The sequence below is a fragment of the Pseudonocardia lacus genome, assembly GCF_018531445.1.
Taxonomy (GTDB): Bacteria; Actinomycetota; Actinomycetes; order Mycobacteriales; family Pseudonocardiaceae; genus Pseudonocardia; species Pseudonocardia lacus.
Window position 1 is genome coordinate 1 of sequence record NZ_JAHDTH010000012.1, and the last position, 23,962, is coordinate 23,962.

The window sequence follows — 23,962 nt, forward strand, 5'->3', positions numbered from 1 at the left end:
GCCCGCCCCGGCCTGCCGGCCGGCGCGCCCGGCGCCGACCCCGCGGTCCGGCTGCGCGGCGCGGTGAGCCAGGCCGGGGTGCTGGACCTGGTGGACGCGGCCGAGCGGCGGGTCGGCCAGCGCGCGGTGCCCGACCTGCTGGGCGGCTCGCCGTCCGAGGTGCCCGACCGGTACGCGCTCGCGTCCCCGGTGGCCCGGCTCCCGCTGGGCGTGCCGGTGGTCTGCGTGCACGGCACCCTCGACGCCAACGTCCCGATCCGGCAGAGCGAGCTGTTCGTGGCCGCCGCCGGGGACGCCGCCGAGCTGGTCACCCTGCCCGGCGTCGACCACTTCGCGGTGATCGACCCGACCACCGACGCCTGGCGCGCCTGCCGGGACGCCGCCCTCCGGCTGCTCGGTTAGCACCTCTTCCTGGGCAGGGTCAGCAGGGCGGCCCCGACGGCGACGTGCAGGGCGACCAGGCAGGCCAGCGAGGTCCAGGTGAGCGCGGTCGTGACCGGACCCAGCAGCGAGACCGCCAGCACGACACCGGCCACCCACCGCCAGGCGCGGTGCCCGGCGCGCGTCCAGCGCTCCAAGCCGGCCAGCAGCGCCCACCCGGCCAGCCCGGCGGCCAGCGCGGTCAGCACGACGGCGGGCAGCCCCACCGTCGCCGGGCCGGACGCCGTGGCGACGTCGAGGTCGGCCCCACCGACCAGGCGCACCACGGCCCACACCCCGGCCGCGGCGACCGCGGCGCCGAGGACGGTCAGCGCTCGTCGAACTCGGAGGTCGGGAGGACCGGTGCGGGTTGTCGTCGTCATGGCGGGAACGGTGCCGGGACCGCGCCCCGGCGGCATCGGCCGCGGGTCTGCGCCGGCCCCGACCGGGGTGGGTGGGCCCGCCGACTTTGGTCTGTGTCGGGGCGCGGCGACCGGCCCTAGGGTCGCGGCATGGACATCCCGGCCGCGGGCGAGCGGGCCCCTGCGCCGGTGATCGCGGTGTTCGTGCTGGCCGTGGCGGTACTGTCGGCGCTCACGGTCGTCTCGGCCGGCAACCTCGGCTCCCCGTCCGGGCCCCGGCTCGCCTTCGACATCGGCGTCGCGCTGGTCAGCAGCGCGGCCGTGGTGCTGCTGGCCCGGCGCGAGCCCCCGGTCCGGGTGGCCGTCGCCCTGGCCGCGCTGGCCGCCTTCGCCCCGTCGGCCACGCCCGCCGCGACCGCCGGCACCCTGCGCATCGCCCGCACCCGGCCCCTGCCCACCGCCGCCGCCGTGGCGGCCTTCGGGGCCGGCGCGCACGCGCTGCGGTACGCGTCGCGGCCGGTGGAGGGGCTGCCGTTCGGGTGGTGGCTGGTGCTGGCCGTGGCGGCGCACGCGGCGCTGCTGGGCTGGGGTGCGTACGCGCGGTCGCGCGCGGACCTGCTGGCGTCGCTGCGCGAACGCGCCCGGCGCGCGGAGGCCGAGCAGGAGCTGCGGGTGGGGGAGGCCCGGTCCGCCGAACGCACCCGGATCGCCCGCGAGATGCACGACGTCCTCGCCCACCGGCTCTCGCTCGTGGCCACGACCGCGGGCGCCATCGAGTTCCGGCCGGACGCGTCCCCGGAGCGGATCGCGGCGGCGGCAGGCGTGCTGCGGGCCAACGCGCACGCGGCCCTGGAGGACCTGCGCGAGGTCATCGGCGTGCTGCGCGCCGGCCCCGACGACGGCCGCCCGCAACCCACGACGGCCGACCTGCCCCGCCTCGTCGAGGAGGTCCGTGCGGCGGGGGTCGAGGTCGACTTCCACGACGACCTGGACGGCGACCCGGGGGGCAGCCTCGGCCGTACCGTGTACCGGGTGATCCAGGAGGGCCTGACGAACGCCCGCAAGCACGCCGCCGGCCAACCCGTGCGCGTCCGGCTGACCGGCGCCGACGACATCGTCGTCGAGGTGGTCAACCCGACCGGGGCCGGGGCCGGCACCCCGGGCAGCGGGACCGGGCTCATCGGGCTCGCCGAGCGCGTCGAGCTGGCCGGGGGACGCCTGGAGCACGGCGTCGCCGACGGCCGGTTCCGGCTCGTCGCGACGCTGCCCCGGGCGGTACGGCCGTGACCGAGGTCCGCGTGCTCGTCGTCGACGACGACGCGCTGGTGCGCTCGGCGCTGACGATGATGCTCGACGGGGCGAACGGCATCCGGGTCGTCGCGGAGGTCGGCGACGGCGCCGACGTGCCCGCCGCGCTGGACGCCCACCCCGTCGACGTGGTGCTCATGGACCTGCGGATGCCCAAGGTCGACGGCATCACCGCGACGGCCCGGGTGCGCGCCCGCACCGACCCTCCCGAGGTCGTCGTGCTGACCACCTTCGACGCCGACGAGGGCGTCCTGCGGGCGCTGCGGGCGGGAGCGGGGGGCTTCCTGCTCAAGGACACCCCGCCGGCCGACCTGGTGGCGGCGGTGCGGAAGGTGGCCGCGGGCGAGCCGATCCTCTCGCCGCGGATCACCCGCCGGCTGATGGACCGCGCCGCGACCGGGTCGGGCACCCGCGAGCGGGCGCGCCGCACCCTCGCCGCGCTCAGCGAACGGGAGCGCGAGGTCGCGGCGGCGGTCGGGCGCGGCGCCTCCAACGGCGAGATCGCCGCCGAGCTGCACATGGGCGTGGCCACCGTGAAGGCGCACGTCTCGCAGATCCTGCTCAAGCTGGAGCTGGGCAACCGGACCCAGATCGCCCTGCTCGTCCACGACGCCGAGCTGACCTGACCGGTCGGTCGACGGCGGGTGGCGGCCATATCAGGCGGACAGCTGTCGGTGCCCGGCGGTACGATCGACGTCGACCGATCAGGCAGACAGCGAAAGCAGGCGGCACTTCCCTTGACCCATCCGGATCCCGTCCAGTCCCGCATGGCCGTTCCGGACGCCGCCCTGCTCGCGCTCCTCGGATCGCGCGACCAGAACCTCCGCACCGCGGAGGACATGCTCGCGGCGGACGTGCACGTGCGTGGCAACGAACTCACCCTCACCGGCAACCCGGCCGACGTGGCCTTCGCCGAGCGGGTCTTCACCGAGCTCATCACCCTGGCCGAGCGCGGCCAGCAGGTCTCGGCCGACGCCGTCCGGCGCACCGTCGAGATGCTCGGCGACGACGCCGCCGACGACCGCGCCCGCATCGGGGAGTCCCCGGCCGAGGTGCTCAGCCTCGACATCCTCTCCCGCCGCGGCAAGACCATCCGGCCCAAGACGCTCAACCAGAAGCGCTACGTCGACGCCATCGACTCGCACACCATCGTGTTCGGCATCGGCCCCGCCGGTACCGGCAAGACCTACCTCGCGATGGCCAAGGCCGTGCAGGCGCTGCAGGCCAAGATGGTCAACCGGATCATCCTGACCCGGCCGGCCGTCGAGGCGGGCGAGCGGCTGGGCTACCTGCCCGGCACGCTCTACGAGAAGATCGACCCGTACCTGCGCCCGCTCTACGACGCGCTGCACGACATGATCGACCCGGAGTCCATCCCGAAGCTGATCGCCGCCGGGACGATCGAGGTCGCGCCGCTGGCGTACATGCGCGGACGGACGCTCAACGACGCCTTCATCATCCTCGACGAGGCGCAGAACACGACTCCCGAGCAGATGAAGATGTTCCTGACCCGGCTCGGCTTCGGCTCGAAGATCGTGGTCACCGGCGACATCACCCAGGTCGACCTGCCCGGCAGCACCCGTTCCGGGCTGCGGGTCGTCAGCGACATCCTCGACGGCGTCGACGACGTGCACTTCTCCCAGCTGACCAGCACCGACGTCGTGCGCCACCGGCTCGTCGCCGACATCGTCGACGCCTACGCCCGCTGGGACTCCGACCGCGAGCGCCCGGCGCTGCGGTCGGCGGCGCCGCGGAACGGGCCGCCCGCGGACAACCGGGCGGCTCGGCGGGCTCGGCGCTGATGTCCGGTTCGGCCGAGTGGTGCCGGGTACCTGGCTCACGTCGCAGGGTTTGTGTACTCGGCGCAGGGTCCGGGGGGTCTGCGCCGGGTGGGCAAAGTCTGCGACGTGGTTGTGGATCACGGCGGGCCGCGCCTGGGGGTGGTCGGGGCCTGTGAGGTCCGCTTTCGGCCGTGTCGGTTGTGTGTTGTGGGTGTCTCGCAGCTTTGGGTGGGTCGTCGCAGCCCGCCGGTGGGCTGCGAGTACCCACCCGGTGCTGCGACGCCCGCCCGGGGCTGCGAGGACGGCCTACCCCGCGCTGTGAGGACACCCGCTGGCGCTGCGCGGACACCCCGCCCCCGCCCGCCCTCGCCCGAGCCGGCCGCGGAGCGGCCACTCCACCCCTCGAAGCCCCTGCTTGATCTGAGGTCGCCCGCCGCGAAGGCGCCGCCGGAGGCCCCTCAGCAGCCCGCCGCAGGAGCCGCCGGAGGCCCTCAGCAGCCCGCCGCAGGAGCCCTCAAAGCTGGTGCCGGGCCGGCGTCACGTACTGCCCCAACCACGCACTCCCGAACTTCCCCGCCGGATCGACCCGCCCGATCAGCTCCTCGGCGTCCGCCAACCGCGGCCAGAGCGAGCGCACCACCGACGGATCGGTGGTGAACACCTTGCCCCAGTGCGGCCGCGCCCCGAACGGTTCCAGCGCCCGCTCGACCGCCGTCACCACGGGCGTCACCGCGGCGATGTCCTGCACCCAGGTGAAGTGCAGGGCGGCGCTGTCGCGGCCGTGGGCGGCGGAGAGCCAGAGGTCGTCGGCGGCGATGGAGCGGACCTCGCTGACGAGCAGGACCGGGGCGATGCGGTCGGCGACGGCGTCGAGGGCGTGCAGGGCGTCGACGATCGACTCGCGCGGCACCAGGTACTCCGACTGGAGCTCGTCGCCGCGGCTGGGCTTGAACTCGGCGCGGAAGTGCGGCAGGCGGGTGTGCCAGGGGCCGGGGTCGCCGGCCTGGGGAGTGCAGTTGGCCGGGTCCTCGGTGGTGAGCATGTGGCGGGGGCCGGGGGCGGGGGTGGTGTCGAACCAGGCGGGGTCGGGGGTGGGGGCATCGGCGAGCTGCTTGATCCAGCACTGCTCGAAGCCCTCGCCGCGCCAGCGGGTGAACAGGCTGACGCTGTAGGCGGAGGCCAGGGCCTCGGGGACGGCGTCGAACGAGCGCAGGCCCTCGCGCACCCACTGGCGCACCTCGAACGTGGGGCGCAGGTCGAGGGTCAGCGCGGTGACGATGCCCAGAGCGCCGAGCGCGACGACGGCGCCGGGGAAGTCGGGGTCGCCGCAGCGGAACGCGCGCAGCTCGCCGTCGGCGCCGACCAGCTCGACGGCGCAGACGGAGGTGGCCAGCACGCCGTTGGCGTCGCCGGAGCCGTGGGTGCCGGTGGCGCAGGCGCCGGCCACCGAGATGTGGGGCAGCGAGCCGGTGTTCGGCAGCGCGAAGCCCGCCTCGTGCAGCGCGGCGCCGACCCGGCCGTAGGTCGATCCGGCGGAGACCGTGGCGGTGCGCGCGTCGGCGTCGATGTCGATGCGCCGCGGCAGGTCGGCCACGGTGACCAGGTCGCCGGGGGTGGCGGCGATCGGGCTGAACGAGTGGCCGCTGCCCAGGGCGCGGACGTGCTCGGCGCCGGCCACGAGCGACTGCAGCTCGGCCACCGAGCGCGGGCGGTGCAGCGGGCCGGGGAAGGCGACGTTGCCCGCCCAGTTGGTGACGGGGGTGCCGAGCGTGCCTGTCATGAGCCGATTGTCCGCCCACGGCTAGTCTGGTGGTCGGACGGAACCACCGAGGCAGGGGAAGAAGTGTCCATCGAGGTCTGCAACGAGTCCGGCATCGCCCTGGACGAGTCGCTGGTCGCGTCGGTCGCGCGGCACGCGCTGGACGCGATGCACGTCAACCCGGCCGCCGAGCTGAGCATCCTGGCGGTCACCAGCGAGGTGATGGCCGAGCTGCACGAGCGCTGGATGGACGAGCCCGGCCCGACCGACGTCATGAGCTTCCCGATGGACGAGCTGGCCGACGAGTCCCGCCGGCCCGACGCCCCGGACATGGGCCCGGCGCTGCTGGGCGACATCGTGCTGTGCCCGGAGTTCGCCAAGGCCCAGGCGCGCACGGCCGGGCACGGCCTGGCCGACGAGTTGCACCTGCTCACCGTGCACGGCGTGCTGCACCTGCTCGGCTACGACCACGCCGAGCCGGACGAGGAGCGGGAGATGTTCGGCCTGCAGAACCGGCTGCTGCGCGAGTGGCGCACCGGCCGCGAGCAGGCCGCGGCCCTGGCCGCGCAGCGCCGCAGCGACTCCGCGGTGCTGGGCACGGTCGGCCTCGCCGAACCCGGCGAGGACGGCTGACCACCGTCCCGTGATCACGACGCTCATCGTCATCGCCGTCCTGCTGGTCCCGCTGGCCGGGGTGTTCGCCGCCGCCGACGCCGCGCTCAACACGGTGTCGCGGGCGAGGGTCGAGGCGCTGGTGCGCGCCGGGCGGCCCGGCGCCCGTGCGCTGTCCAAGGTCGTCGCCGACCGGCCCCGCCACGTCAACCTGCTCCTGCTGCTGCGGCTGACCGCGGAGACCGCGGCCACGGTGCTGCTCACGATCGCCCTCGACCAGGTGATCAGCCCGGTGTGGGCGGGGGCGCTGCTCGCCGCGGCGATCATGGTCGTGGTGTCCTACGTGCTGATCGGGGTCGGCCCCCGCACGCTGGGCCGCCAGCACCCGTACCGGATCGGGATGCTGATCGCCGCCCCGGTGCGCGCGCTGGCCACGCTGCTCGGGCCGCTGGCCAAGCTGCTGATCCTGGTCGGCAACGCGATCACCCCCGGCCAGGGCTTCCGGCAGGGCCCGTTCTCCTCCGAGGTCGAGCTGCGCGAGCTCGTCGACATGGCCAGCACCAGCGGCGTCGTCGACGAGGACGAGCGCCAGATGATCCACTCGGTGTTCGAGCTGGGCGACACGTTGGTGCGCGAGGTGATGGTGCCGCGCCCGGACGTCGTCTGGACCGAGCGCGACACCCCGGTCGACAAGGTGCTGCGGCTGGCGCTCAAGAGCGGCTACTCGCGCATCCCGGTGCTCGGCGAGGGCATCGACGACATCGTCGGCGTGGCCTACCTCAAGGACATCGTCGGCGCGCAGGCCGAGGCCGCCGCGGACGGCGGCAACCCGGTCCCGGCGCTCAACGAGGTCATGCGGCCGGCGGTGTTCGTGCCCGACAGCAAGCGGGTCGACGAGCTGCTCAAGGAGATGCAGGCGGCCCGCAACCACATGGCGATCGTGGTCGACGAGTACGGCGGCACGGCCGGCGTGGTGACCATCGAGGACATCCTCGAGGAGATCGTCGGCGAGATCACCGACGAGTACGACAACGAGGAGGTGCCCGACGTGGTGCACCTCGACGAGCGCAGGCTGCGGGTCAACGCCCGGCTGCCGGTCGCCGACTTCGCCGAGCTGTTCCCCGGCATCGACGGCGAGCAGACCGAGCTGGCCGAGGTCCTCGACGACGTCGACGTCGACACCGTCGGCGGCCTGCTGGCCCAGCGCATGGGCAAGGTGCCGCTGCCCGGCGCCCGCGCCGAGGTGGCCGGGCTGGCGTTGCTGGCCGAGGGCGGCAAGGACGCGCGGGGGCGGATCCGGATCACCTCGGTGCTGGTGGAGCGGCTGGCCGACGGCCCGGCCGGCGCCGCCGACGACCGGCCCGACGAGCGCGACGAGCACGCCGACGCCCCGGTGGGCCGGCGGGAGGAGAGCGATGTCCGGCACGGGTGAGCAGGCCCTCGACCCCGAGGACGCCAAGATCGTGACGCTGGCCCGGTCCAGCCGGGGGCGCACCGGCGCCGCCGAGGGCGCGGCCGTGCGCGACACCGACGGCCGCACGTACACGGCGGCGTCGGTGGCGCTGCCGTCGCTGGCGCTGACCGCGCTGCAGGCCGCGGTGGCCGCCGCGGTGTCCAGCGGCGCGACGGCCCTGGAGGCCGCCGCCGTGGTCACCGACGCCGATGCCGTCGACCCCGCGTCGCTGGCCGCCGTCGCCGACCTGACCGCAGGCGCCCCGGTGCTGCGCGCCGACGCCAGGGGCGCCGTCGTGGAGACCGTGCCGGCGATGCCCTCGTGAGCGAGCTGGCGAGCTCACCGTCCACCACGAGCGGCCGTCGTTACGACGTCGTCGTGGTCGGCGGCGGCATCGTCGGGCTGGCCACCGCGCACGCCGTCGTCCGCAGCGGGCGCACGGTGGCCGTGGTCGAGCGGGAGCCGGCGCTGGCCGCGCACCAGAGCGGGCACAACTCCAACGTCATCCACTCCGGGTTGTACTACGCCCCCGGCGGGCTCAAGGCGCGGCTGGCCGTGGCCGGGTGCGCGGAGACGGTCGCGTTCTGCCGCGAGCACGACCTGCCGCACGAGGTCAGCGGCAAGCTCGTGGTGGCCACCGAGCCCGACGAGCTGCCGCGGATGGCCGAGCTGGTCCGCCGGGGCGGCGCCAACGGCGTCGAGGTGCACGAGCTCGACCAGGCCGGGATGCGCGAGCGCGAGCCGCACGTGCGCGGCCTGGCCGCGCTCTGGGTGCCCTCGACCGGCGTCTGCGACTACCGGCTGGTCACCGAGAAGCTGGGCGAGCTGGTCGTGGCCGCCGGCGGGGAGGTCCACCTCGGCCGGCGCGTGTCCTGGCTCGACCGCCGGGCCGACCGCGTCGTCGTGCACGGCGGCGGCGAGCTGGAGGCCGGCCAGGTCGTCGTCTGCGCCGGGCTGCGCAGCGACGAGCTGGCCCGGGCCAGCGGCGCCGACCCCGGGGTGCGGATCGTGCCGTTCCGCGGCGAGTACTCGGGCTTCTCGGAGCGGGCCGCCGGCCTGGTCAGGGGCCTGATCTACCCGGTGCCCGACCCGGCGTTCCCGTTCCTGGGCGTGCACGCCACCCGCGGCGTCGACGGCCATGTGCACGCCGGCCCGAACGCCGTGCTGGCGATGGCCCGCGAGGGGTACTCGTGGAGCGCGGTCAAGCCCAAGGAACTCCTGTCCACCCTCGCCTACCCCGGGATACTGCAGGTCGCGAAGCGGCACTGGCGCTACGGGCTGGGCGAGGTGCACCGATCCCTGTCGAAGAAGGCCATGGTGAAGCAGATCCAGCGGATGTTGCCCGATGTCAGGGCAGAGGACCTGCACCCGGCGGGCGCCGGGGTGCGGGCGCAGGCGGTCAAGGCCGACGGCACCCTCGTCGACGACTTCCTGTTCGTCGAGCAGCCCCCGGTGGGCGGTGGGTCCGGCGCCGGGACGGTGTTGCACGTGCTCAACGCGCCGTCGCCGGCGGCGACGGCGGCGCTGCCGATCGGCCGGGAGATCCTGCAGCGGCTCACCGGCGATCGCCTCGGCCCGTTGGGGGCCGCGTCATGAGCGGGTACCGCTCGGGTTTCGCCTGCTTCGTGGGCCGGCCCAACGCCGGCAAGTCCACGCTGACGAACGCGCTGGTCGGCGAGAAGATCGCGATCACGTCCAGCCGGCCGCAGACCACCCGCCACGCCATCCGCGGCATCGTCAACCGCCCGGACGCGCAGCTGATCCTGATCGACACCCCGGGCCTGCACAAGCCGCGCACGCTGCTGGGCAGCCGGCTCAACGACGTCGTGCGCGAGACGTGGGCCGAGGTCGACGTGATCGGCTTCTGCGTGCCGGCGGACGCCCCGGTCGGGCGCGGCGACGAGTTCATCGTCAACGAGCTGCGCTCGGTGGCCAACCGCACCCCGGTGATCGGGATCGTCACCAAGACCGACAAGGCCGGCCCGGAGCAGATCACCGCGCGGCTCACCCAGCTGGCGGGGCTGATGCCGTTCGCCGAGGTCGTGCCGTGCTCGGCGGTGTCCGGCTTCCAGGTCGACCTGCTGGCCGACCTGCTGGTCGCGCGGCTGCCGGAGGGCCCGCAGCTCTACCCGGACGGCGAGCTGACCGACGAGCCGGAGGAGACCCTGGTCGCCGAGCTCATCCGGGAGGCGGCGCTGGAGGGGGTGCGCGACGAGCTGCCGCACTCGATCGCGGTGGTGATCGAGGAGATGGTCCCGCAGGAGGGCCGCCACCCCAAGCAGGCCCCGATCCTGAACATCCACGCGAACATCTTCGTCGAGCGCTCCAGCCAGAAGGGGATCGTGATCGGCAAGGGCGGGGAGCGGTTGCGCCAGGTCGGCACCGATTCACGGCGCCAGATCGAGGCGCTGCTGGGCACCAGGGTCTTCCTCGACCTGCACGTCAAGATCGCCAAGGACTGGCAGCGCGACCCCCGTCAGCTGCGCAAGCTCGGGTTCTGACCGTCCCGATCCCGTCGAGAACGAAGTTGTCGTGATCGACAAGCCCTGTTGATCACGACAGGTTCGTTCTCGACGGAGGCCGTCAGGCGGAGCGGGCCCGGCGCACCAGGTCGACCATGGCCTTGCGGGCGGCGTCGGGGGTGTCGACCGGGGCGTCGAAGCGCAGCCGCACCGCCACCTCGTCGGCGTCCGGGCCCTCGGCGGCCAGCACCGCGAAGCCGTAGCGGTCGACGCCGACCATCCGGGCGCGGGTGGTGGCCGGGCGGTCGGCGAGGACCTGGCAGAACAGCACCAGCGCGTCGGCGTGGTCGTCGTTCATGTGCTCGACGATCCGCGCGGCGTGCGGGCGCAGCGGGTCGGGCTCGGCCGCGGTGTACTCGTCCGCGGTCACCCAGCTCATCCGGCCGAAGCCGCCGACGTAGCGGACCGAGGAGACCTCCATCCGGTAGAGCCGGAAGTCGGCGAACTCGGCGTAGAACGCGCCCGGCTGCGCGGCCCGGTAGGTGGGCAGCGCCACCGCCCGCTCGTCGCCGCGCAACTCTTCGACCACACCCAGCACGGTCACCCTGGCCAGGGCCAACGGGTCGCCCTCGCCGGTCTCGACCGCCATCAGCGAGGCGCGCCGATCGCCGCCGAGGTTGCGCGTGTGCTCGGCCAGGTCGCTGAGCAGCAGCAGCGGGCGCCCGCGCTCGTCCACGCCGTGGCTGACCAGCGACCCGAACGGGAAGCCGCCCTCGCCGATGGTGGCCAGCGACGCGGTGGGCACCCCGGCGACCAGCGTGCGGGACCGCTCGGCGTCGGTCGGCTCGCCGCGCACCCCCGGCGTGGCCGCCAGCGTCCGCTCGGTCTCGGCGAGCGATTCCGCGGGGACGAGGTGGGTGCCGGCCGGTTGGGGTCGCACGGGGGCCTCCAGGTGGGTGGGGGTTAGGGCAGCCTCACCCGGTGCGGCCGTTCGTGTCAAGCAGGCCGGTGAGCACGCGGGGCAGCACCCGGTCGAGCAGGTCCTGGCCCGGGTCGGGGGGCGGGGTGGGGTCGGCCAGCGCGGCGGCCAGGTGCGGGTGCCGGCCCGCCGCGGCCACCGAGGCGAGGAACTCGAGGTGGCCGCGCGCGTACTCGCCGGTCGGGTCGGGGACCGCGCCCTCGGCCCGGACCAGCAGCAGGATCGTGGCGTTGAGCAGCGCGAACGTCTCCATCTTCGTCGCGGCGGGCACGTCGAGGCCCGACATGGCGCCCAGCGCGCGCTCCATCACATCGATCGCGTTCGGGCCGAGCCCCCGGCCCGGGACGACGTCGAGCATCCAGGGGTGGCGCCGGTAGACCGCGCGCATGGCGTGGGCGAGCTCGACCAGGTCGGCCAGCCAGTCGACGGCCGGCGGCCGGTCGAGGTCGACCTCGCCGACGACCGCGTCGGCCATCAGTTCGACGAGCTCGTCGCGGTTCTCGACGTAGCGGTACAGCGAGGCGGCGCCGGTGCCGACGGCGGCGGCGACCTTGCGCATGGAGACCGCGGCCAGGCCGCCCTCGTCGGCGAGCGCGACGGCGGCCGCGGTGATCTCGGCGCGGCTGTGCTCGGGGACGGGTCCCCGCCCCGCCCGCTCCTGCCGCAGCCAGATGCTCCGGGCCATGCGCCGCCACCCTCCGTGTTGCGAACACTGTTCCCAGTCCGCTACCGTCACTGCGAACAACGATCGCAGAGGAGGCAGCCGTGGTGGCTGCAGTGGTAGCAGAGGGCCTGGTCCGCCGGTACGGCCCGGTGCCGGCCCTGGACGGGCTCGACCTCACCATCGAACGGGGCGGGGTCTGCGCCCTGCTCGGACCCAACGGCGCGGGCAAGACCACCGCGATCCGGGTGCTGGCCACGCTCACCGTCCCGGACGCCGGACGGGCCACCGTGCTCGGCCACGACGTCGTCCGCGAGGCCGGGCTCGTGCGCCGCAGCATCGGGCTGGCCGGCCAGCACGCCGCCGTCGACGACGACCTGACCGGCCGCGAGAACCTGCGCATCCTCGGCCGCATGCACCACCTCGGCCGCCGCGGCGCCGCCCGGCGCGCCGACGAGCTGCTGGAGCGCTTCGAGCTCGCCGACGCCGCCGACCGGCTGGTCAAGACCTGGTCCGGCGGAATGCGCCGGCGGCTCGACCTGATCGCCAGCGTCGTCGTGGCCCCACCCGTGCTGTTCCTCGACGAGCCGACCACCGGGCTCGACCCGCGCAGCCGCACCGCGATCTGGGCCACCGTCGGCGAGCTGGTGACCGCGGGCTCCACCGTCCTGCTGACCACCCAGTACCTGGAGGAGGCCGACCGGCTCGCCGACGACGTCGTCGTCATCGACGGCGGGCGGGTCGTGGCCACCGGCAGCCCGGACGCGCTCAAGGCCTCGATCGGGGTCCGGGTCGAGGTCGTCGTGGCGGCGCGGTCGGACCTGGCGGGCGCGGCGGCGGCGCTGGCGTCGTGGACGGGCATCGAACCGGAGGTCGACGAGATCGGTCTGCGCGTCCGCCTGGTGGTGGTCGGGGCCAACGTGGCGCTGCCGGAGGTCGTGCGCAGGCTCGACGCCGCCGGCGTCACCGCGCTCGACGTCGGGGTCCGCCGCCCCACCCTGGACGAGGTGTTCCTGAGCCTCACCGGGAACACCCGGGCCGCTGAGGGGCGTGCGGCATGAGCGCGCCCACCCTGGCCGCCCGTCCGCGCCCGTGGGCCGACGGCTCCGCGGCCGCGACCCGGGTGCTGCTGAAGCTGCGCCACGACCCCGCGGGCATCGCCCTCACCCTGGCCGCGCCGGTGGTGCTGGTGCTGGCGTTCGGCTACGTCTTCGGCAGCGCGATCGCCCTGCCCGCGGCGGGCGACTACCGCGAGTTCCTGGTGCCGGGGCTGTTCGCCACGATCGCCTTCAACGTCGTCCCGCCCATGATCACGATGGCCCGCGACTCCGGGCGCGGGGTGGTCGACCGGTTCCGCTCGATGCCCATCACCCGGGTCGCCGTGCCGTTCGGCCAGGCCGCCGCCACCGCCGTCTACGGAGTGGTCTGCCTGCTGCTGATGGCGGTGTGCGGCCTGGTCGTCGGGTGGCGCATCCGCACCGGGCTCGGCCCGGCGCTCGGCGCGCTCGGGTTGCTGGTGGCGTTCCAGTTCGCGGCGACCTGGATCGGGATGCACCTGGGACTGCTGATCGGCAAGGAGGAGACGGCGGCGCAGCTGTCGGTGCTGGTGTTCCCGGTGGGGATGCTGTCCAACGTGTTCGTGCCGACCACGGGGATGCCCGCCTGGCTGCGCACGATCGCCGACTGGAACCCGCTGAGCGCGCTGACCGCCGCCGTCCGCGAGCTGTGCGGCAACCCCGTCGCGCCGACCAACGGCGCCTGGCCGCTGGAGCACCCGGTGCTCGCCTCGCTGCTGTGGACCGCGCTGCTGCTGGCGGTGTTCGTCCCGCTCACCACGATCCGCTACGCCCGGCCGCGCTGACCGGGCCGTAGGCTGGACGGGTGGCGACGTCCTACCGCGACACCGGCCTGGTGCTGCGGGTGCAGAAGCTCGGCGAGGCCGACCGCATCGTCACGCTGCTCACCCAGCGCCACGGCAAGGTGCGCGCGGTGGCCAAGGGCGTGCGGCGCACGCGGTCGCGGTGGGGCGCCCGGCTGGAGCCGTTCAACCACGTCGACGTGCAGTTCTACCCCGGCCGCTCGCTCGACATCGTCACCCAGGCGCAGACCGTCGACGCGTTCGGCACCGGCATCATCAGCGACTACCCGCGCTACACCGCGGGCTGCGCGATCCTGGAGACCGCCGACCGGCTCGTCTCCGAGGAGGGCGAGCCCGCGCTGCGGGTCTACCTGCTGCTGGTCGGGGCGATCCGGGCACTGGCCGGGCAGGAGCGCGACCCGTCGCTCGTGCTCGACGCGTTCTTCCTGCGCGCCATGACCCACGCCGGCTGGGCCCCCGCCATCGACGAGTGCGCCAAGTGCGCCGAGCCCGGCCCGCACCCGTCGTTCAACATCGCCGCGGGCGGCGCGGTGTGCGCCCGGTGCCGCCCGCCCGGCTCGGTGCGCCCGTCCCGGGAGACGTTTACCCACCTCGGGGCCCTGCTGCACGGCGACTGGGACGTCGCCGACGCGGCCGTGGCGGCCACCCGCCGCGACACCAGCGGGCTCGTCGCGGCCTACCTGCAATGGCACATGGAGCGCCAGCTGCGCTCGCTGCCGCTGGTCGAGCGGCGCGCGACGGCGCCGGTGACCGAGGCGCGCCCGGCGTCATCGCAGTAGGGCGGTCACCGTCTCGCGCACCAGCGCGTCGACCTCCGGCGGCGGCGCCGACCCGTCGGCCAGGTGCCGGTGCACCGCCGCGTAGGGCACGTCCACCAGCGCGAACACCACGCGGGTCAGCTCGGCCGCGCTGCCGTAGCGGCGCCGGGTGTGGTCGACGAGCGCAGCCGACACCGCGTCGTTGAGGGTGGCCAGGTCGGCGTCCAGCTCGGCGGGCCAGCGGCCAACCAGGTCGGCGCGCCGGTGCAGCAGCAGCACCCGCGCCTCGTCCGGGTGCGCCCGGCACCAGGCCGGCACCGCGAGCGCGGCGTCGACGGCGGCCCGGTCGAGGTCGGGATGGGCCAGCGCGGCCAGGTACACCTCCTGGAAGCGGCCGACCGTGCGCACCCACAGCCGGGCCAGCAGCAGGTCGCGGCTGGCGAAGCGGTGGTAGAGCGACCCGCTGGGGGCACCGATCGCCGCGGCGACGGCCGAGGTCGTGGCGGCGGCCGGCCCGCCTGCTGCGACGAGCCGGGCGGCGCCGTCCAGGATGGCGTCGGCGGGGAAGCGGGGCGGGCGGCCCACGTCAGGCCGTGGCCGCCGACCACCAGCGGGCGCTGTCGGTGATCTGCTCCAGCGCGCCGACCAGCCCGTCGCGCACCTCGATGACATGGGCGAACCGGGCGCGCAGCGGCTCCCCGGTGGCCCGTGCGGTGCCGGTGTACCAGCCCAGCACCAGCACGCGGCCGTCCGCGGTGGGCACGTACTCGTCCGGCTCCGGGCGCAGCGCGTCGAAGTGCGCGAACGCGCGCGCCCACACGTCGCGCAGCATCTCCTGCGGGCCGTCGGCCGTTCCTCCGATGTCGAAGGGCAATCCCTCGGTGACCCGGCCGCGGAACCGCGGGTGCAGGGTCGCGAGCAGCGCCGCGACGTCGACCGCGTGCATGGCGGCGTAGAGCGCGGGGACGGCGTGAGGAACGGTCACCGGAGTATTAGAGCAATCTCTCTATTACTGGGTCGAGGCCGGCCGGTACCGCAGGACGACGGTGCGGCCGTCGCACGGCGTCGACCCGACCAGCTCCAGGCCGAACCGGTCGGTGCCGGGCGCGAACAGCGGCTGCCCGCCGCCCAGCACGACCGGGTGCACGGCCACGTGGTGCTCGTCGATCTGCCCCGCCGCGGCGAGCGCCGCCGCGGCCCGCGCGCCGCCCATGAGCAGCAGGTCCTCGCCCGGCTCGGCCTTCAGCTCGGCGATCTCGGCGACGAGGTCCCGCCGGCCGACGACGCGGTCGCGCCACGGGCCGTCGGCCAGCGTCCGGGAGATCACGATCTTCTCGGTCTTGCGCCACCGCGGCGCGTAGGCCAGGTCGTGGGGGTGGTCGGAGATCTCCTCCACGGTCGGCCAGTACGACGACATGAGGTCCCACACCGCGCGCCCGTAGAGCAGCGGGCCGGTGCGGTCCTCCAGTCCGTAGGAGTACTGCGCCAGCTCGGGGCCCAGGTCGGCCCAGTCGAAGGCGCCGCCGGGGCCGTTGACGTAGCCGTCGAGGGACGTGTGGACGTAGTGGATGATCTTGCGCATGGCGGGTGCTCCTCGGGACGGTGTGCTCGCACTCCCCGGTCGGAGCCGCCCGGCCGTCCTCGACATCGCGCCCGCGGGAAGTTCAGGAAAGCCACGATGCTGCCCGCTGAGGGCAGCATCGTGGCTTTCCTGAACCGGGGCTGGCGGGTCAGGCGTCGGGGATCCAGGAGCCGTGGAAGCCCGCCGGGACCCCGCGCGGCAGGATCACCGCTGCGACCGGCGCGGCGGCGACGTCCGTCGCGTCGAGCACCAGCAGCTGCGACGCGCTGCCGTCGCGGCGGGTGGTGATGCCGACCAGCCAGCCGTCGTCCTCCGCGGTGCCGCCTTCGGCGGGCACGAACACGGCCTCGCCGGTGACCGTGTCCGGGCCGAGCTCGTGGGCGGTCGCGGCGCCGGTGTCGCGGTCGTACTTGACCAGCGCGGCGCCGTCGCCGCGCTCGGAGACCGTGTACAGGTAGCGCGACGGCAACCCGGTGCGGCGGTCGTCGAGGGTGGGGAACTCGGCCGGGCGGTCGTCGAGCGCGGTCTCGGTGACCGTCGCGGCGACCGGGTCGATGGTCCAGCGGTGCAGCGTGGCCCGCCCCGTGGACGCGGCGTCGGCGGCCGCCCCGGCCGGGCCGCCGCCGATCGAGCCCCACAGCCGGTCGATGCCCGCGGAGCCGTAGCGGCAGGCGTCGAGCACGATGCGGCCGTCGTCGTCGGTGTGCGCGCCGCCGACGTGGAAGACGTAGCAGGGGTCGACCTCGATCCAGGTGACCTCGCCCGGGCGCTCCAGCGGCATCACCCCGATCCGCGCCGGGTAGTCGGCGTCCCAGCCGAACGGCAGGCTGCGCTTCCCGACGTCGTCGAGCCGGAAGACCATCGGCAGGTCGAGGAAGAGCGCGTGCCGGTCGGTGACGGCGAAGTCGTGCATCATCGACGGGCCCGCGCCGGGCACCTCGACACTGCACTCGAGTTCGTTCGTCGCGGACAGCCGGTGGTAGACCAGGTGCGGGGCCATCGGGCTGTAGGCGAAGAAGTGCAGCTCACCGGTCCGCGGGTCCTGCTTCGGGTGCGCGGTCATCGCCGTGGTGAGCCGGCCGCCGAAGTCGCACGGGCCGACGGTGTCCAGCTCCGGCGTCACCTCGTACGGGAAGCCGCTCTCGACCAGCGCGAGCAGCGCGCCGCCGTGCTCGATGACGTGGGTGTTGGCGGTGACGGCGGTGCGGTCGAGGCCGTCGGGCCCCATGAACGGGCGCCCGGCCAGCGCGCCGGTGCGGACCCAGCGGTTGCGGTACCACTCCGCGCGCCCCTCGCACAGTCGCACACCGTGGATCATCCCGTGCCCGGCGAACCAGTGCCCCGGGTCCTGGCCGGGCAGCGGGTTGGGGCCGTTGCGCAGGTAGCGGCCGGTCAGCTCGGGCGGCAACGAGCCCTCGACCGGCAGGTCGACGGCGCTGATCTCGTCGGGGACGGGGGCGAGGTGGCCGGTGAGGTACGCGGGCGCGGTCGTCGTCATGCGTCGAGCGTGGACCTGTTGCTTTCGACATGTCAATACTGACATGTCGAAGGCGGACGGTAGGGTTCGTCCGTGTCCCTGTCGCACGCCCTGCTCGGCCTGCTCGCCGCGTCCCCCGCCACCGGCTACGACCTGGCCCGCGAGTTCGAGCGCGACTTCGGCCGCTACGCCTGGCAGGCCGGCCACGCCAGCATCTACCCGGAGCTGGGCAAGTTGGCCGCGCGCGAGCTGGTCCAGGTGGTCGACGAGGGCCCCCGCGGCAGCAAGACCTACGACATCACCCCGGCCGGCCGCGAGGAACTGCGGCAATGGCTGCTGCGACCACCCGGCAGCGGGGTCGTGCGCAACTCCCACGTGCTGCGGATGTTCCTCATCCCCGTCCTCGACGAGGACGACCAGCGCGCCATGCTCGCCGCGATCGAGGAGCAGGCGACGGCCGCCGCGGCCGAACTGCGCGTCGTCCTGAGCACGATCCCGCCGTCGGACGGCAGCCCCCGGTCCGAGCTGGGGAGGTTGGCCGCCGAGTTCGGGTTGGCGCAGTACGAGGCGACGCGGGCGTGGGCGCGGCGGACGCTGGACGGGCTGGGCGGGTCGGCTACGCGGACGCCGGCGCGAGGACCGCGCGCGTCGGTTCGCTGATCCGTCGAGGATCGCCTTGTCGACACGGTCGAGGCGGTCGGGAGTGGTGCCGGTAGTCGTGGTGGATGCCGGGCGGGCGAGCCCCCGTAGGGTGCGGGCGTGGCAGTCGTGCAACCCCCCGCCCCGCACCCGTCGGGAGCCCGCCCGCCGGCCATCCCCCGCGAACTGGTGCCCAACCACGTCGCCCTGGTGATGGACGGCAACGGCCGCTGGGCCAACGCCCGCGGCCTGCCCCGCATCGAGGGCCACCGCCGCGGCGAGGCCTCGCTGATGGACGTGGCCCGCGGCTGCATCGACATCGGCGTGCGCTGGTTGTCGGCCTACGCGTTCTCCACCGAGAACTGGAAGCGCAGCCCCGACGAGGTCCGCTTCCTGATGGGCTTCAACCGCGACGTCATCCGCCGCCGCGTCGACGAGATGCACTCCATGGGGGTGCGGGTGCGCTGGGCCGGGCGCCGGCCGCGGCTGTGGCGCAGCGTCATCCGGGAGCTGGAGATCGCCGAGGAGAAGACCCGCGACAACGACGTGCTGACGCTCACCATGTGCGTCAACTACGGCGGCCGCGCCGAGATCGCCGACGCCGTCCGCCAGATCGCCCAGCAGGTCGCCGACGGCAAGCTGAAGCCCGGCAAGATCGACGAGCGGACGATCGCCCGCCACCTCGACGAGCCCGACATGCCCGACGTCGACCTGTTCGTGCGCAGCTCCGGCGAGCAGCGCACCTCGAACTTCCTGCTCTGGCAGTCGGCGTACGCGGAGATGGTCTTCCTCGACACCCTGTTCCCGGACTTCGACCGCCGCCACATCTGGCAGGCCATCGAGATCTACGCCCGCCGCGACCGCCGCTTCGGCGGCGCCCTGGACACCCCCACGGCGGTGACGTCGTGAGCGGGGCGATCACCGACATGCTCGGCATCGCCCGCGCGGCGCTGGAGCGGTTCCACGACGTCGAGGTCGACGACGACGGCGCGGTCACGTTCGCCCACGGCGGCGTGGTGTGCGCGGTGCAGGGCCTGGAGCTGGAGGAGGGCCTGCCGGTCCTCAACATCACCTGCGTCGTCGCTTGGGACCTCCCCTTCGACGACGACGTGCCGACCCGGGTCGCGCTCGGTGCCGGGGAGGCGCTGTTCGGGACGCCCCGGGTGATCCGGGGGCAGAAGGGCTGGGACGTGACCCTGCGCTACGCGTTCCCGGCGGCGGGCCTGGACGAGAAGGCGATGGGGACACTGCTGATGCTGGTCGTGGGCAACGCGTCGGCGCTACGGGCAGCACTGATCGAGAGCTGACCCCTTACCCCCCGGGCTAGGGTCGTCCTCGCAGGGTTTGCCTACCCGTCGCAGGGTCCGGGGCCTCTGCGCCGAGTAGGCAGACCCTGCGACGTGGCGGAACCGGGGGGCGAGCCGGGGCGGGGCGGGGTGACCGGGAGTTAGGCGGTCGGGGAGAGGTGCATCAGGGGTAGCCGGCCCAGCGCTGCCGCGGACATCTCCCCGGCGGCCGCGCTCACCCGCTGCTGGCTCTCCTGCATCCGCGCGTCCAGCAGCCCGCTGAGCGCGTAGGCGATCCGCCCCAGCAGTCGGACGGTGGCGTCGTCCACCGACGGGCGGGGGGTGGAGACGATCGCGACGCCGGTGGGGTGGCCGTCGTTGGACTGCGCCGCGCCGATCGTGAAGGCCTCGCGGGGGTTCACGTGCCGCGACGCGTAGTGGTCGCGCAGCTTGCGCATCATCTCGTGGAAGGCGGTGGGGTCGGCGTCGAGTTCGAGGCGGCCCAGGTCGGCCTCGGTGAGGACGGCGGTGCGGGCGGAGAAGCAGCGAGCGTAGCCGAGCAGGGCGCCGGTCCACAGGGCCTCGACGAGCACCGGGTCGGGGTTGGGGGAGGCGAGGGTGGCGACGAGGTGCTCGCAGCAGCGCAGCACGTACTGCAGCTCCTCGAACACGGCGGCCAGGCCGGCCAGCTCCACGGCCTCGGCCCCGTCCAGTCGCCGCACCGTGTTGGGGGTGTCCACCTGCGGGGCCGCCGCGCCGTTGCCGTCCACCGCGGCGACGCTAGCCGCCCGCGGCCCTCGCGGATGTGTCGTTCTGAGACGCGGCGCGGCAGTCCCGGCACAGGCCGAAGATCTCCACGGTGTGGCTGAGGTCGGAGAAGCCGTGGGCCTCGGCGACCTTCTGCGCCCACGTCTCGACGGCGGGGCCCTCGATCTCCACCGCGGTGCCGCAGCGGCGGCAGACCAGGTGGTGGTGGTGGTCGGCGGTGGCGCAGCGGCGGTAGACCGACTCGCCGGAGTCGGTGCGCAGGACGTCGACCTCGCCGGCGTCGGCCAGGCCCTGCAGGGTGCGGTAGACGGTGGTCAGGCCGATGCCCTCGCCGCCGCGGCGCAGCTGCTCGTGGATCTCCTGGGCGGAGCGGAAGTCGTCGGTGCGGTCGAGGAGGGCGGACACCGCGGCGCGCTGGCGGGTGGCCCGGGGTGGGGGTGCGGTCACCGGTTCTCCTCGGCGTGCGCGACGGCGTCGACGACGATGTGGGCGAGGTGGTCGTCGACGAGGGAGTAGACGACCTCGCGGCCGTGGCGGGTGCCCTCGACGACACCCGCGGTCTTGAGCACCCGCAGGTGCTGGCTGATCAGTGGCTGGGTGACGCCCAGCGCGTCGACCAGGTCGTGCACGCAGAGGCTGGACTCGCGCAGCTGCAGCACGATCGCGATGCGCACCGGGGCGGCCAGCGCGCGCAGCAGGTCGCCCGCGGCGGTCAGCGCGGCCGGCGAGCGGACGGGGTTGGGCGCGGCGGGACGGGCCGGGTCGTGCGCCGGGTCGGTCGCCGTGGCGCGCCCGGCGGCACCCGCGTCCTGCTCGGGCACGGCGCCGGCTCCTGCGACGATCGACATCGGTCTCCCCGCCCGGGTGCGGCGGCCACGCTCCCGGGTGTCCCGCCTCATCGGGGCCGCGCTCCCATCGTATGCGGGCGGTGGGAGGCTGGGTCGGTGCTGCTGGTCTGCCGGTTCGACGCGCCCCATACCGAGGCTGACGACCTGCGCGCCCGCGCCCGCACCGCGCTGGAGCTGCTGACCGCGCAGCCCGGCTGCCGGGGCGGCGAGCTGGGCCGGGCCGTCGACGAGCCGGACGCCTGGGTGCTGGTGGTGCGGTTCGACTCGGTCGACGCCTACCGGCGCGCGCTGAGCCCGTTCCCGGTGCGCGAGCACGTGGTGCCGCTGCTGGCGCAGGCCCGCACCGACTCGCCGGCCGCGTTCGAGACGCTCGTCGACGCGGTGGGCGGCACGGCGCAGGAGCACACCAGCCTCCTCGCCGAGTAGCGGGACCCGACCCCGCGACCAGGGATAAACCCTGCGGCGACCGGGGTAGGGCGCTCGGTAACATGGACGCCTTCATCTCCCGGCTGTTCAGGAGTCCGTCCGTGCCCAGCAAGGCCACTTCCGCCAAGATCGAGACCATCGTCGCGCTGGCCAAGCGCCGCGGGTTCGTGTTCGCGTCGGGCGAGATCTACGGCGGTACCCGTTCCGCGTGGGACTACGGGCCCCTGGGCGTCGAGCTCAAGGAGAACATCAAGCGGCAGTGGTGGAAGACCGTGGTCACCGGCCGCGAGGACGTCGTGGGCCTGGACTCGTCGGTGATCCTGCCGCGCCAGGTGTGGGTGGCCTCCGGCCACGTCGGCGTGTTCACCGACCCGCTGGTCGAGTGCCAGAGCTGCCACAAGCGCTTCCGCGCCGACCAGCTCGCCGAGGAGTACACCGAGCGCACCGGCAAGCCGGCCGCCGAGGACGACCTGTCCGAGGTGCCCTGCCCGAACTGCGGCACCCGCGGCCAGTACACCGAGCCGCGCGACTTCAACATGATGCTCAAGACCTACCTCGGCCCGGTCGAGTCCGAGGAGGGCCTGCACTACCTGCGCCCGGAGACCGCGCAGGGCATCTTCGTCAACTTCCTCAACGTGCAGACCACCGCGCGCCGCAAGCCGCCGTTCGGCATCGGCCAGATGGGCAAGAGCTTCCGCAACGAGATCACCCCGGGCAACTTCATCTTCCGCACCCGCGAGTTCGAGCAGATGGAGATGGAGTACTTCGTCGAGCCCGGCACCGACGAGGAGCTGCACCAGTACTGGATCGACCAGCGCACCGACTGGTACGTCGACCTGGGCATCGCGCGCGAGAACCTGCGCCACTACGAGCACCCCAAGGAGAAGCTCTCCCACTACTCCAAGCGCACGGTGGACATCGAGTACCGCTTCCAGTTCACCGGCCAGGAGTGGGGCGAGCTGGAGGGCATCGCCAACCGCACCGACTTCGACCTGACGACCCACAGCAACCACTCCGGCGTCGACCTGTCGTTCTACGACCAGGCGTCGGGCACCCGGTACCGGCCGTACGTGATCGAGCCGGCGGCCGGCGTGGGCCGGTCGATGATGGCGTTCCTCATCGAGGCCTACACCGAGGACGAGGCGCCCAACGCCAAGGGCGGCGTCGACAAGCGCGTCGTGCTCAAGCTCGACCGCAGGCTGGCCCCGGTGAAGGCCGCGGTGCTGCCGCTTTCGCGCAACGCCGACCTCTCGCCCAAGGCCCGCGACCTCGCCGCGGCGCTGCGCAAGCACTGGAACGTCGAGTTCGACGACGCCGGCGCCATCGGCCGCCGTTACCGTCGCCAGGACGAGATCGGCACGCCGTTCTGCCTCACGGTCGACTTCGACACCCTCAACGACCAGGCGGTGACCATCCGCGAGCGCGACTCGATGACCCAGGAGCGCGTCGCGCTCGACCAGGTCGAGTCGTACCTGGCCGCGCGCCTGATCGGCTGCTGACGTCCCTGACATCCGTCACGGGCAGGTCGTGACGGGCGATCCGGGGGGTGGGGCCGGTCCGCGGCCAGAGTTCGGGGCATGGATGAACCCCACCCCACACCCGCCGCCGCGGCCGGAGCCGCGGTCGCGCTGACCGGTCTGCGCCGAAGCTACGGCGAGATCCGCGCGGTCGACGGCGTCGACCTGACGATCGCGCCCGGCGAGGTCGTCGCCCTGCTCGGCCCGAACGGCGCCGGCAAGTCCACCACCGTCGACCTGCTGCTCGGGCTCAGCCGGCCGGACGCCGGCGGCGTCCGGCTGTTCGGGCGCACCCCGCGCGAGGCCGTGCAGGAGGGCCTGGTCGGGGCGATGCTGCAGTCCGGCGGGTTCCCCGAGGAGCTGACCGCGGGCGAGGCCGTGCGGCTGGTGGCGGCGCTGCAGCGGCGGGCGATGCCGCCGGCCGAGGCGCTGCGCCGGGCCGGGGTGGCCGACATCGCCGGGCAGCGGCTGGGGCGGATGTCGGGCGGGCAGCGCCAGCGGGTGCGGTTCGCCGCGGCCCTGGTCACCGACCCCGACCTGCTGGTCCTGGACGAGCCGACCGTCGCGATGGACGTGCGGGCCCGCCGCGAGTTCTGGGCGGCCATGCGCGACTACGCCGGCGGCGGTCGCACGGTCCTGTTCGCCACCCATTACCTCGCCGAGGCCGAGGAGTTCGCCGACCGGGTCGTGCTGATGCGGGCCGGGCGGATCGTCGCCGACGGCTCCGTCGCCGCGGTGCGGTCGCTGGCGGCCGGCCGGGTGGTGGCGCTGAGCCTGCCCGGGGCCGACCCGTGGGCGCTGGGCGCGTTGCCGGGGGTCGCGGACGTGCGCGTCGACGGCGACCGGGTCCGGCTGACCTGCACCGACTCCGACGCGGCGCTGCGCGCCCTGCTGCACGTCCACCCCACCGCCCACGACATCGAGGTCACCGCGCACGGGCTCGAGGACGCCTTCGTCGCGCTCACCGCGTCCGAGGAGGACTGAC

Annotated in this window: 29 protein-coding genes; 18 read left to right on the plus strand and 11 right to left on the minus strand. The window is 74.4% G+C overall.

From position 1 onward, the window contains the following. Positions 1-402 (plus strand): alpha/beta hydrolase family protein (locus KIK08_RS04350; RefSeq protein WP_214401673.1); only part of this gene is annotated, 402 nt, incomplete at its 5' end. Here the strand turns inward: KIK08_RS04350 and KIK08_RS04355 are convergent. Then, complete coding sequence (locus KIK08_RS04355) at positions 399-803, minus strand: DUF6069 family protein (RefSeq protein WP_214401674.1); 405 nt, start codon at positions 801-803, stop codon at positions 399-401. The genes KIK08_RS04350 and KIK08_RS04355 overlap by 4 nt on opposite strands. Before the next feature lie 129 nt (positions 804-932). Between KIK08_RS04355 and KIK08_RS04360 the strand changes: the two genes are divergently transcribed. The 3 genes from KIK08_RS04360 (at position 933) to KIK08_RS04370 (ending at position 3,892) form a co-directional block, all read left to right on the plus strand. Further along, positions 933-2,069, plus strand: coding sequence for a sensor histidine kinase (locus tag KIK08_RS04360; protein ID WP_214401675.1), 1,137 nt, complete (start codon positions 933-935; stop codon positions 2,067-2,069). Continuing rightward, positions 2,066-2,716, plus strand: a complete 651-nt coding sequence (locus tag KIK08_RS04365; RefSeq protein ID WP_308257389.1) for a response regulator transcription factor — start codon at positions 2,066-2,068, stop codon at positions 2,714-2,716. Before KIK08_RS04360 ends, KIK08_RS04365 begins: the two co-directional genes overlap by 4 nt. A gap of 141 nt (positions 2,717-2,857) precedes the next feature. Continuing rightward, positions 2,858-3,892: a PhoH family protein gene (locus tag KIK08_RS04370; protein ID WP_214401676.1), complete on the plus strand. Its 1,035-nt coding sequence runs from the start codon at positions 2,858-2,860 to the stop codon at positions 3,890-3,892. A gap of 493 nt (positions 3,893-4,385) precedes the next feature. Here the strand turns inward: KIK08_RS04370 and KIK08_RS04375 are convergent, their stop codons facing one another. Next, positions 4,386-5,651, minus strand: a complete 1,266-nt coding sequence (locus KIK08_RS04375; RefSeq protein WP_214401677.1) for an FAD-binding protein — start codon at positions 5,649-5,651, stop codon at positions 4,386-4,388. A gap of 63 nt (positions 5,652-5,714) precedes the next feature. On the opposite strand from KIK08_RS04375, the gene ybeY reads away from it, so the two are divergent. The 5 genes from ybeY to era are packed head-to-tail and all read left to right on the plus strand — an operon-like array spanning position 5,715 to position 10,196. Then, the gene (gene ybeY / locus KIK08_RS04380; protein ID WP_214401678.1) at positions 5,715-6,263 is read left to right on the plus strand and encodes an rRNA maturation RNase YbeY; all 549 of its coding nucleotides are present in this window, start codon (positions 5,715-5,717) and stop codon (positions 6,261-6,263) included. Positions 6,264-6,276: 13 nt separating this feature from the next. After that, entirely contained in the window at positions 6,277-7,674 is a 1,398-nt protein-coding gene (locus tag KIK08_RS04385; protein WP_214401738.1) for a hemolysin family protein, read from the plus strand. After that, positions 7,658-8,020, plus strand: coding sequence for a cytidine deaminase (locus KIK08_RS04390; protein WP_214401679.1), 363 nt, complete (start codon positions 7,658-7,660; stop codon positions 8,018-8,020). Before KIK08_RS04385 ends, KIK08_RS04390 begins: the two co-directional genes overlap by 17 nt. Then, positions 8,017-9,291, plus strand: a complete 1,275-nt coding sequence (gene lhgO, locus KIK08_RS04395) for an L-2-hydroxyglutarate oxidase (protein WP_408004640.1) — start codon at positions 8,017-8,019, stop codon at positions 9,289-9,291. The genes KIK08_RS04390 and lhgO overlap by 4 nt, the downstream gene beginning before the upstream one ends. Then, entirely contained in the window at positions 9,288-10,196 is a 909-nt protein-coding gene (gene era, locus KIK08_RS04400; protein WP_214401680.1) for a GTPase Era, read from the plus strand. The genes lhgO and era overlap by 4 nt, the downstream gene beginning before the upstream one ends. Before the next feature lie 82 nt (positions 10,197-10,278). On the opposite strand, the gene KIK08_RS04405 is transcribed toward era, so the two are convergent. Together KIK08_RS04405 and KIK08_RS04410 are read right to left on the minus strand one after the other, a co-directional pair. Beyond that, positions 10,279-11,097 (minus strand): HugZ family pyridoxamine 5'-phosphate oxidase, encoded by an 819-nt coding sequence (locus KIK08_RS04405; protein ID WP_214401681.1) that lies wholly within the window; start codon positions 11,095-11,097, stop codon positions 10,279-10,281. Positions 11,098-11,131: 34 nt separating this feature from the next. Then, positions 11,132-11,821 carry a TetR/AcrR family transcriptional regulator gene (locus KIK08_RS04410; protein WP_214401682.1) on the minus strand — a complete coding sequence of 230 codons (690 nt, stop codon included), beginning with the start codon at positions 11,819-11,821 and terminating at the stop codon, positions 11,132-11,134. Between the two features lie 80 nt (positions 11,822-11,901). Here KIK08_RS04410 and KIK08_RS04415 point away from each other — a divergent pair, with 80 nt between their 5' ends. The 3 genes from KIK08_RS04415 to recO are packed head-to-tail and all read left to right on the plus strand — an operon-like array spanning position 11,902 to position 14,455. Beyond that, complete coding sequence (locus tag KIK08_RS04415) at positions 11,902-12,858, plus strand: ATP-binding cassette domain-containing protein (protein ID WP_214401683.1); 957 nt, start codon at positions 11,902-11,904, stop codon at positions 12,856-12,858. After that, a complete protein-coding gene (locus KIK08_RS04420) occupies positions 12,855-13,658 on the plus strand; it encodes an ABC transporter permease (protein WP_214401684.1) in 804 nt (267 codons plus the stop codon). The genes KIK08_RS04415 and KIK08_RS04420 overlap by 4 nt, the downstream gene beginning before the upstream one ends. A 20-nt stretch (positions 13,659-13,678) precedes the next feature. Then, the gene (gene recO, locus KIK08_RS04425) at positions 13,679-14,455 is read left to right on the plus strand and encodes a DNA repair protein RecO (RefSeq protein ID WP_214401685.1); all 777 of its coding nucleotides are present in this window, start codon (positions 13,679-13,681) and stop codon (positions 14,453-14,455) included. Here the strand turns inward: recO and KIK08_RS04430 are convergent. The 4 genes from KIK08_RS04430 to KIK08_RS04445 form a co-directional block, all read right to left on the minus strand. Further along, entirely contained in the window at positions 14,444-15,019 is a 576-nt protein-coding gene (locus KIK08_RS04430) for a TetR/AcrR family transcriptional regulator (RefSeq protein WP_214401686.1), read from the minus strand. The genes recO and KIK08_RS04430 overlap by 12 nt on opposite strands. Position 15,020: 1 nt before the next feature. Continuing rightward, positions 15,021-15,419, minus strand: coding sequence for a nuclear transport factor 2 family protein (locus tag KIK08_RS04435; protein ID WP_214401687.1), 399 nt, complete (start codon positions 15,417-15,419; stop codon positions 15,021-15,023). Positions 15,420-15,443: 24 nt separating this feature from the next. Beyond that, positions 15,444-16,016, minus strand: coding sequence for a dihydrofolate reductase family protein (locus KIK08_RS04440; protein ID WP_214401688.1), 573 nt, complete (start codon positions 16,014-16,016; stop codon positions 15,444-15,446). A gap of 148 nt (positions 16,017-16,164) precedes the next feature. Beyond that, the gene (locus tag KIK08_RS04445) at positions 16,165-17,514 is read right to left on the minus strand and encodes a carotenoid oxygenase family protein (RefSeq protein ID WP_214401689.1); all 1,350 of its coding nucleotides are present in this window, start codon (positions 17,512-17,514) and stop codon (positions 16,165-16,167) included. Between the two features lie 72 nt (positions 17,515-17,586). On the opposite strand from KIK08_RS04445, the gene KIK08_RS04450 reads away from it, so the two are divergent. The 3 genes from KIK08_RS04450 to KIK08_RS04460 all read left to right on the plus strand — a co-directional run bounded on the left by KIK08_RS04450 (position 17,587) and on the right by KIK08_RS04460 (position 19,439). Next, on the plus strand, positions 17,587-18,153 hold the full coding sequence (locus tag KIK08_RS04450) for a PadR family transcriptional regulator (protein WP_214401690.1): 567 nt from the start codon (positions 17,587-17,589) through the stop codon (positions 18,151-18,153). A 99-nt stretch (positions 18,154-18,252) separates the two neighbouring features. After that, the gene (locus KIK08_RS04455; protein ID WP_214401691.1) at positions 18,253-19,041 is read left to right on the plus strand and encodes an isoprenyl transferase; all 789 of its coding nucleotides are present in this window, start codon (positions 18,253-18,255) and stop codon (positions 19,039-19,041) included. Positions 19,042-19,058: 17 nt separating this feature from the next. Beyond that, the gene (locus tag KIK08_RS04460; protein ID WP_214401740.1) at positions 19,059-19,439 is read left to right on the plus strand and encodes a hypothetical protein; all 381 of its coding nucleotides are present in this window, start codon (positions 19,059-19,061) and stop codon (positions 19,437-19,439) included. Positions 19,440-19,579: 140 nt separating this feature from the next. Here the strand turns inward: KIK08_RS04460 and KIK08_RS04465 are convergent, their stop codons facing one another. Genes KIK08_RS04465 through KIK08_RS04475 form a run of 3 tightly spaced genes read right to left on the minus strand, consistent with a single transcriptional unit; the run spans position 19,580 to position 21,034 of the window. Continuing rightward, entirely contained in the window at positions 19,580-20,188 is a 609-nt protein-coding gene (locus KIK08_RS04465; protein WP_214401692.1) for a hypothetical protein, read from the minus strand. Positions 20,189-20,198: 10 nt separating this feature from the next. Then, entirely contained in the window at positions 20,199-20,633 is a 435-nt protein-coding gene (locus tag KIK08_RS04470) for a Fur family transcriptional regulator (protein ID WP_214401693.1), read from the minus strand. After that, positions 20,630-21,034 carry an ArsR/SmtB family transcription factor gene (locus tag KIK08_RS04475; RefSeq protein ID WP_214401694.1) on the minus strand — a complete coding sequence of 135 codons (405 nt, stop codon included), beginning with the start codon at positions 21,032-21,034 and terminating at the stop codon, positions 20,630-20,632. The genes KIK08_RS04470 and KIK08_RS04475 overlap by 4 nt, the downstream gene beginning before the upstream one ends. Positions 21,035-21,130: 96 nt before the next feature. Here KIK08_RS04475 and KIK08_RS04480 point away from each other — a divergent pair, with 96 nt between their 5' ends. The 3 genes from KIK08_RS04480 (at position 21,131) to KIK08_RS04490 (ending at position 23,961) form a co-directional block, all read left to right on the plus strand. After that, positions 21,131-21,460: an antibiotic biosynthesis monooxygenase family protein gene (locus tag KIK08_RS04480; RefSeq protein ID WP_214401695.1), complete on the plus strand. Its 330-nt coding sequence runs from the start codon at positions 21,131-21,133 to the stop codon at positions 21,458-21,460. A 101-nt stretch (positions 21,461-21,561) separates the two neighbouring features. Further along, entirely contained in the window at positions 21,562-22,959 is a 1,398-nt protein-coding gene (locus KIK08_RS04485) for a glycine--tRNA ligase (protein ID WP_214401696.1), read from the plus strand. Between the two features lie 78 nt (positions 22,960-23,037). Continuing rightward, positions 23,038-23,961 (plus strand): ABC transporter ATP-binding protein, encoded by a 924-nt coding sequence (locus KIK08_RS04490; RefSeq protein WP_214401697.1) that lies wholly within the window; start codon positions 23,038-23,040, stop codon positions 23,959-23,961. Position 23,962: the final 1 nt, after the last annotated feature.

Bases quoted from the DNA above. Each gene is read 5' to 3' on its own strand.
- KIK08_RS04355 (WP_214401674.1), bottom strand. From the start codon at position 803: ATGACGACGACAACCCGCACCGGTCCTCCCGACCTCCGAGTTCGACGA.
- KIK08_RS04360 (WP_214401675.1), top strand. From the start codon at position 933: ATGGACATCCCGGCCGCGGGCGAGCGGGCCCCTGCGCCGGTGATCGCG.
- KIK08_RS04370 (WP_214401676.1), top strand. From the start codon at position 2,858: ATGGCCGTTCCGGACGCCGCCCTGCTCGCGCTCCTCGGATCGCGCGAC.
- KIK08_RS04375 (WP_214401677.1), bottom strand. From the start codon at position 5,651: ATGACAGGCACGCTCGGCACCCCCGTCACCAACTGGGCGGGCAACGTC.
- KIK08_RS04390 (WP_214401679.1), top strand. From the start codon at position 7,658: ATGTCCGGCACGGGTGAGCAGGCCCTCGACCCCGAGGACGCCAAGATC.
- era (WP_214401680.1), top strand. From the start codon at position 9,288: ATGAGCGGGTACCGCTCGGGTTTCGCCTGCTTCGTGGGCCGGCCCAAC.
- KIK08_RS04410 (WP_214401682.1), bottom strand. From the start codon at position 11,821: ATGGCCCGGAGCATCTGGCTGCGGCAGGAGCGGGCGGGGCGGGGACCC.
- KIK08_RS04420 (WP_214401684.1), top strand. From the start codon at position 12,855: ATGAGCGCGCCCACCCTGGCCGCCCGTCCGCGCCCGTGGGCCGACGGC.
- KIK08_RS04440 (WP_214401688.1), bottom strand. From the start codon at position 16,016: ATGCGCAAGATCATCCACTACGTCCACACGTCCCTCGACGGCTACGTC.
- KIK08_RS04445 (WP_214401689.1), bottom strand. From the start codon at position 17,514: ATGACGACGACCGCGCCCGCGTACCTCACCGGCCACCTCGCCCCCGTC.
- KIK08_RS04460 (WP_214401740.1), top strand. From the start codon at position 19,059: ATGCTCGGCATCGCCCGCGCGGCGCTGGAGCGGTTCCACGACGTCGAG.
- KIK08_RS04475 (WP_214401694.1), bottom strand. From the start codon at position 21,034: ATGTCGATCGTCGCAGGAGCCGGCGCCGTGCCCGAGCAGGACGCGGGT.
- KIK08_RS04490 (WP_214401697.1), top strand. From the start codon at position 23,038: ATGGATGAACCCCACCCCACACCCGCCGCCGCGGCCGGAGCCGCGGTC.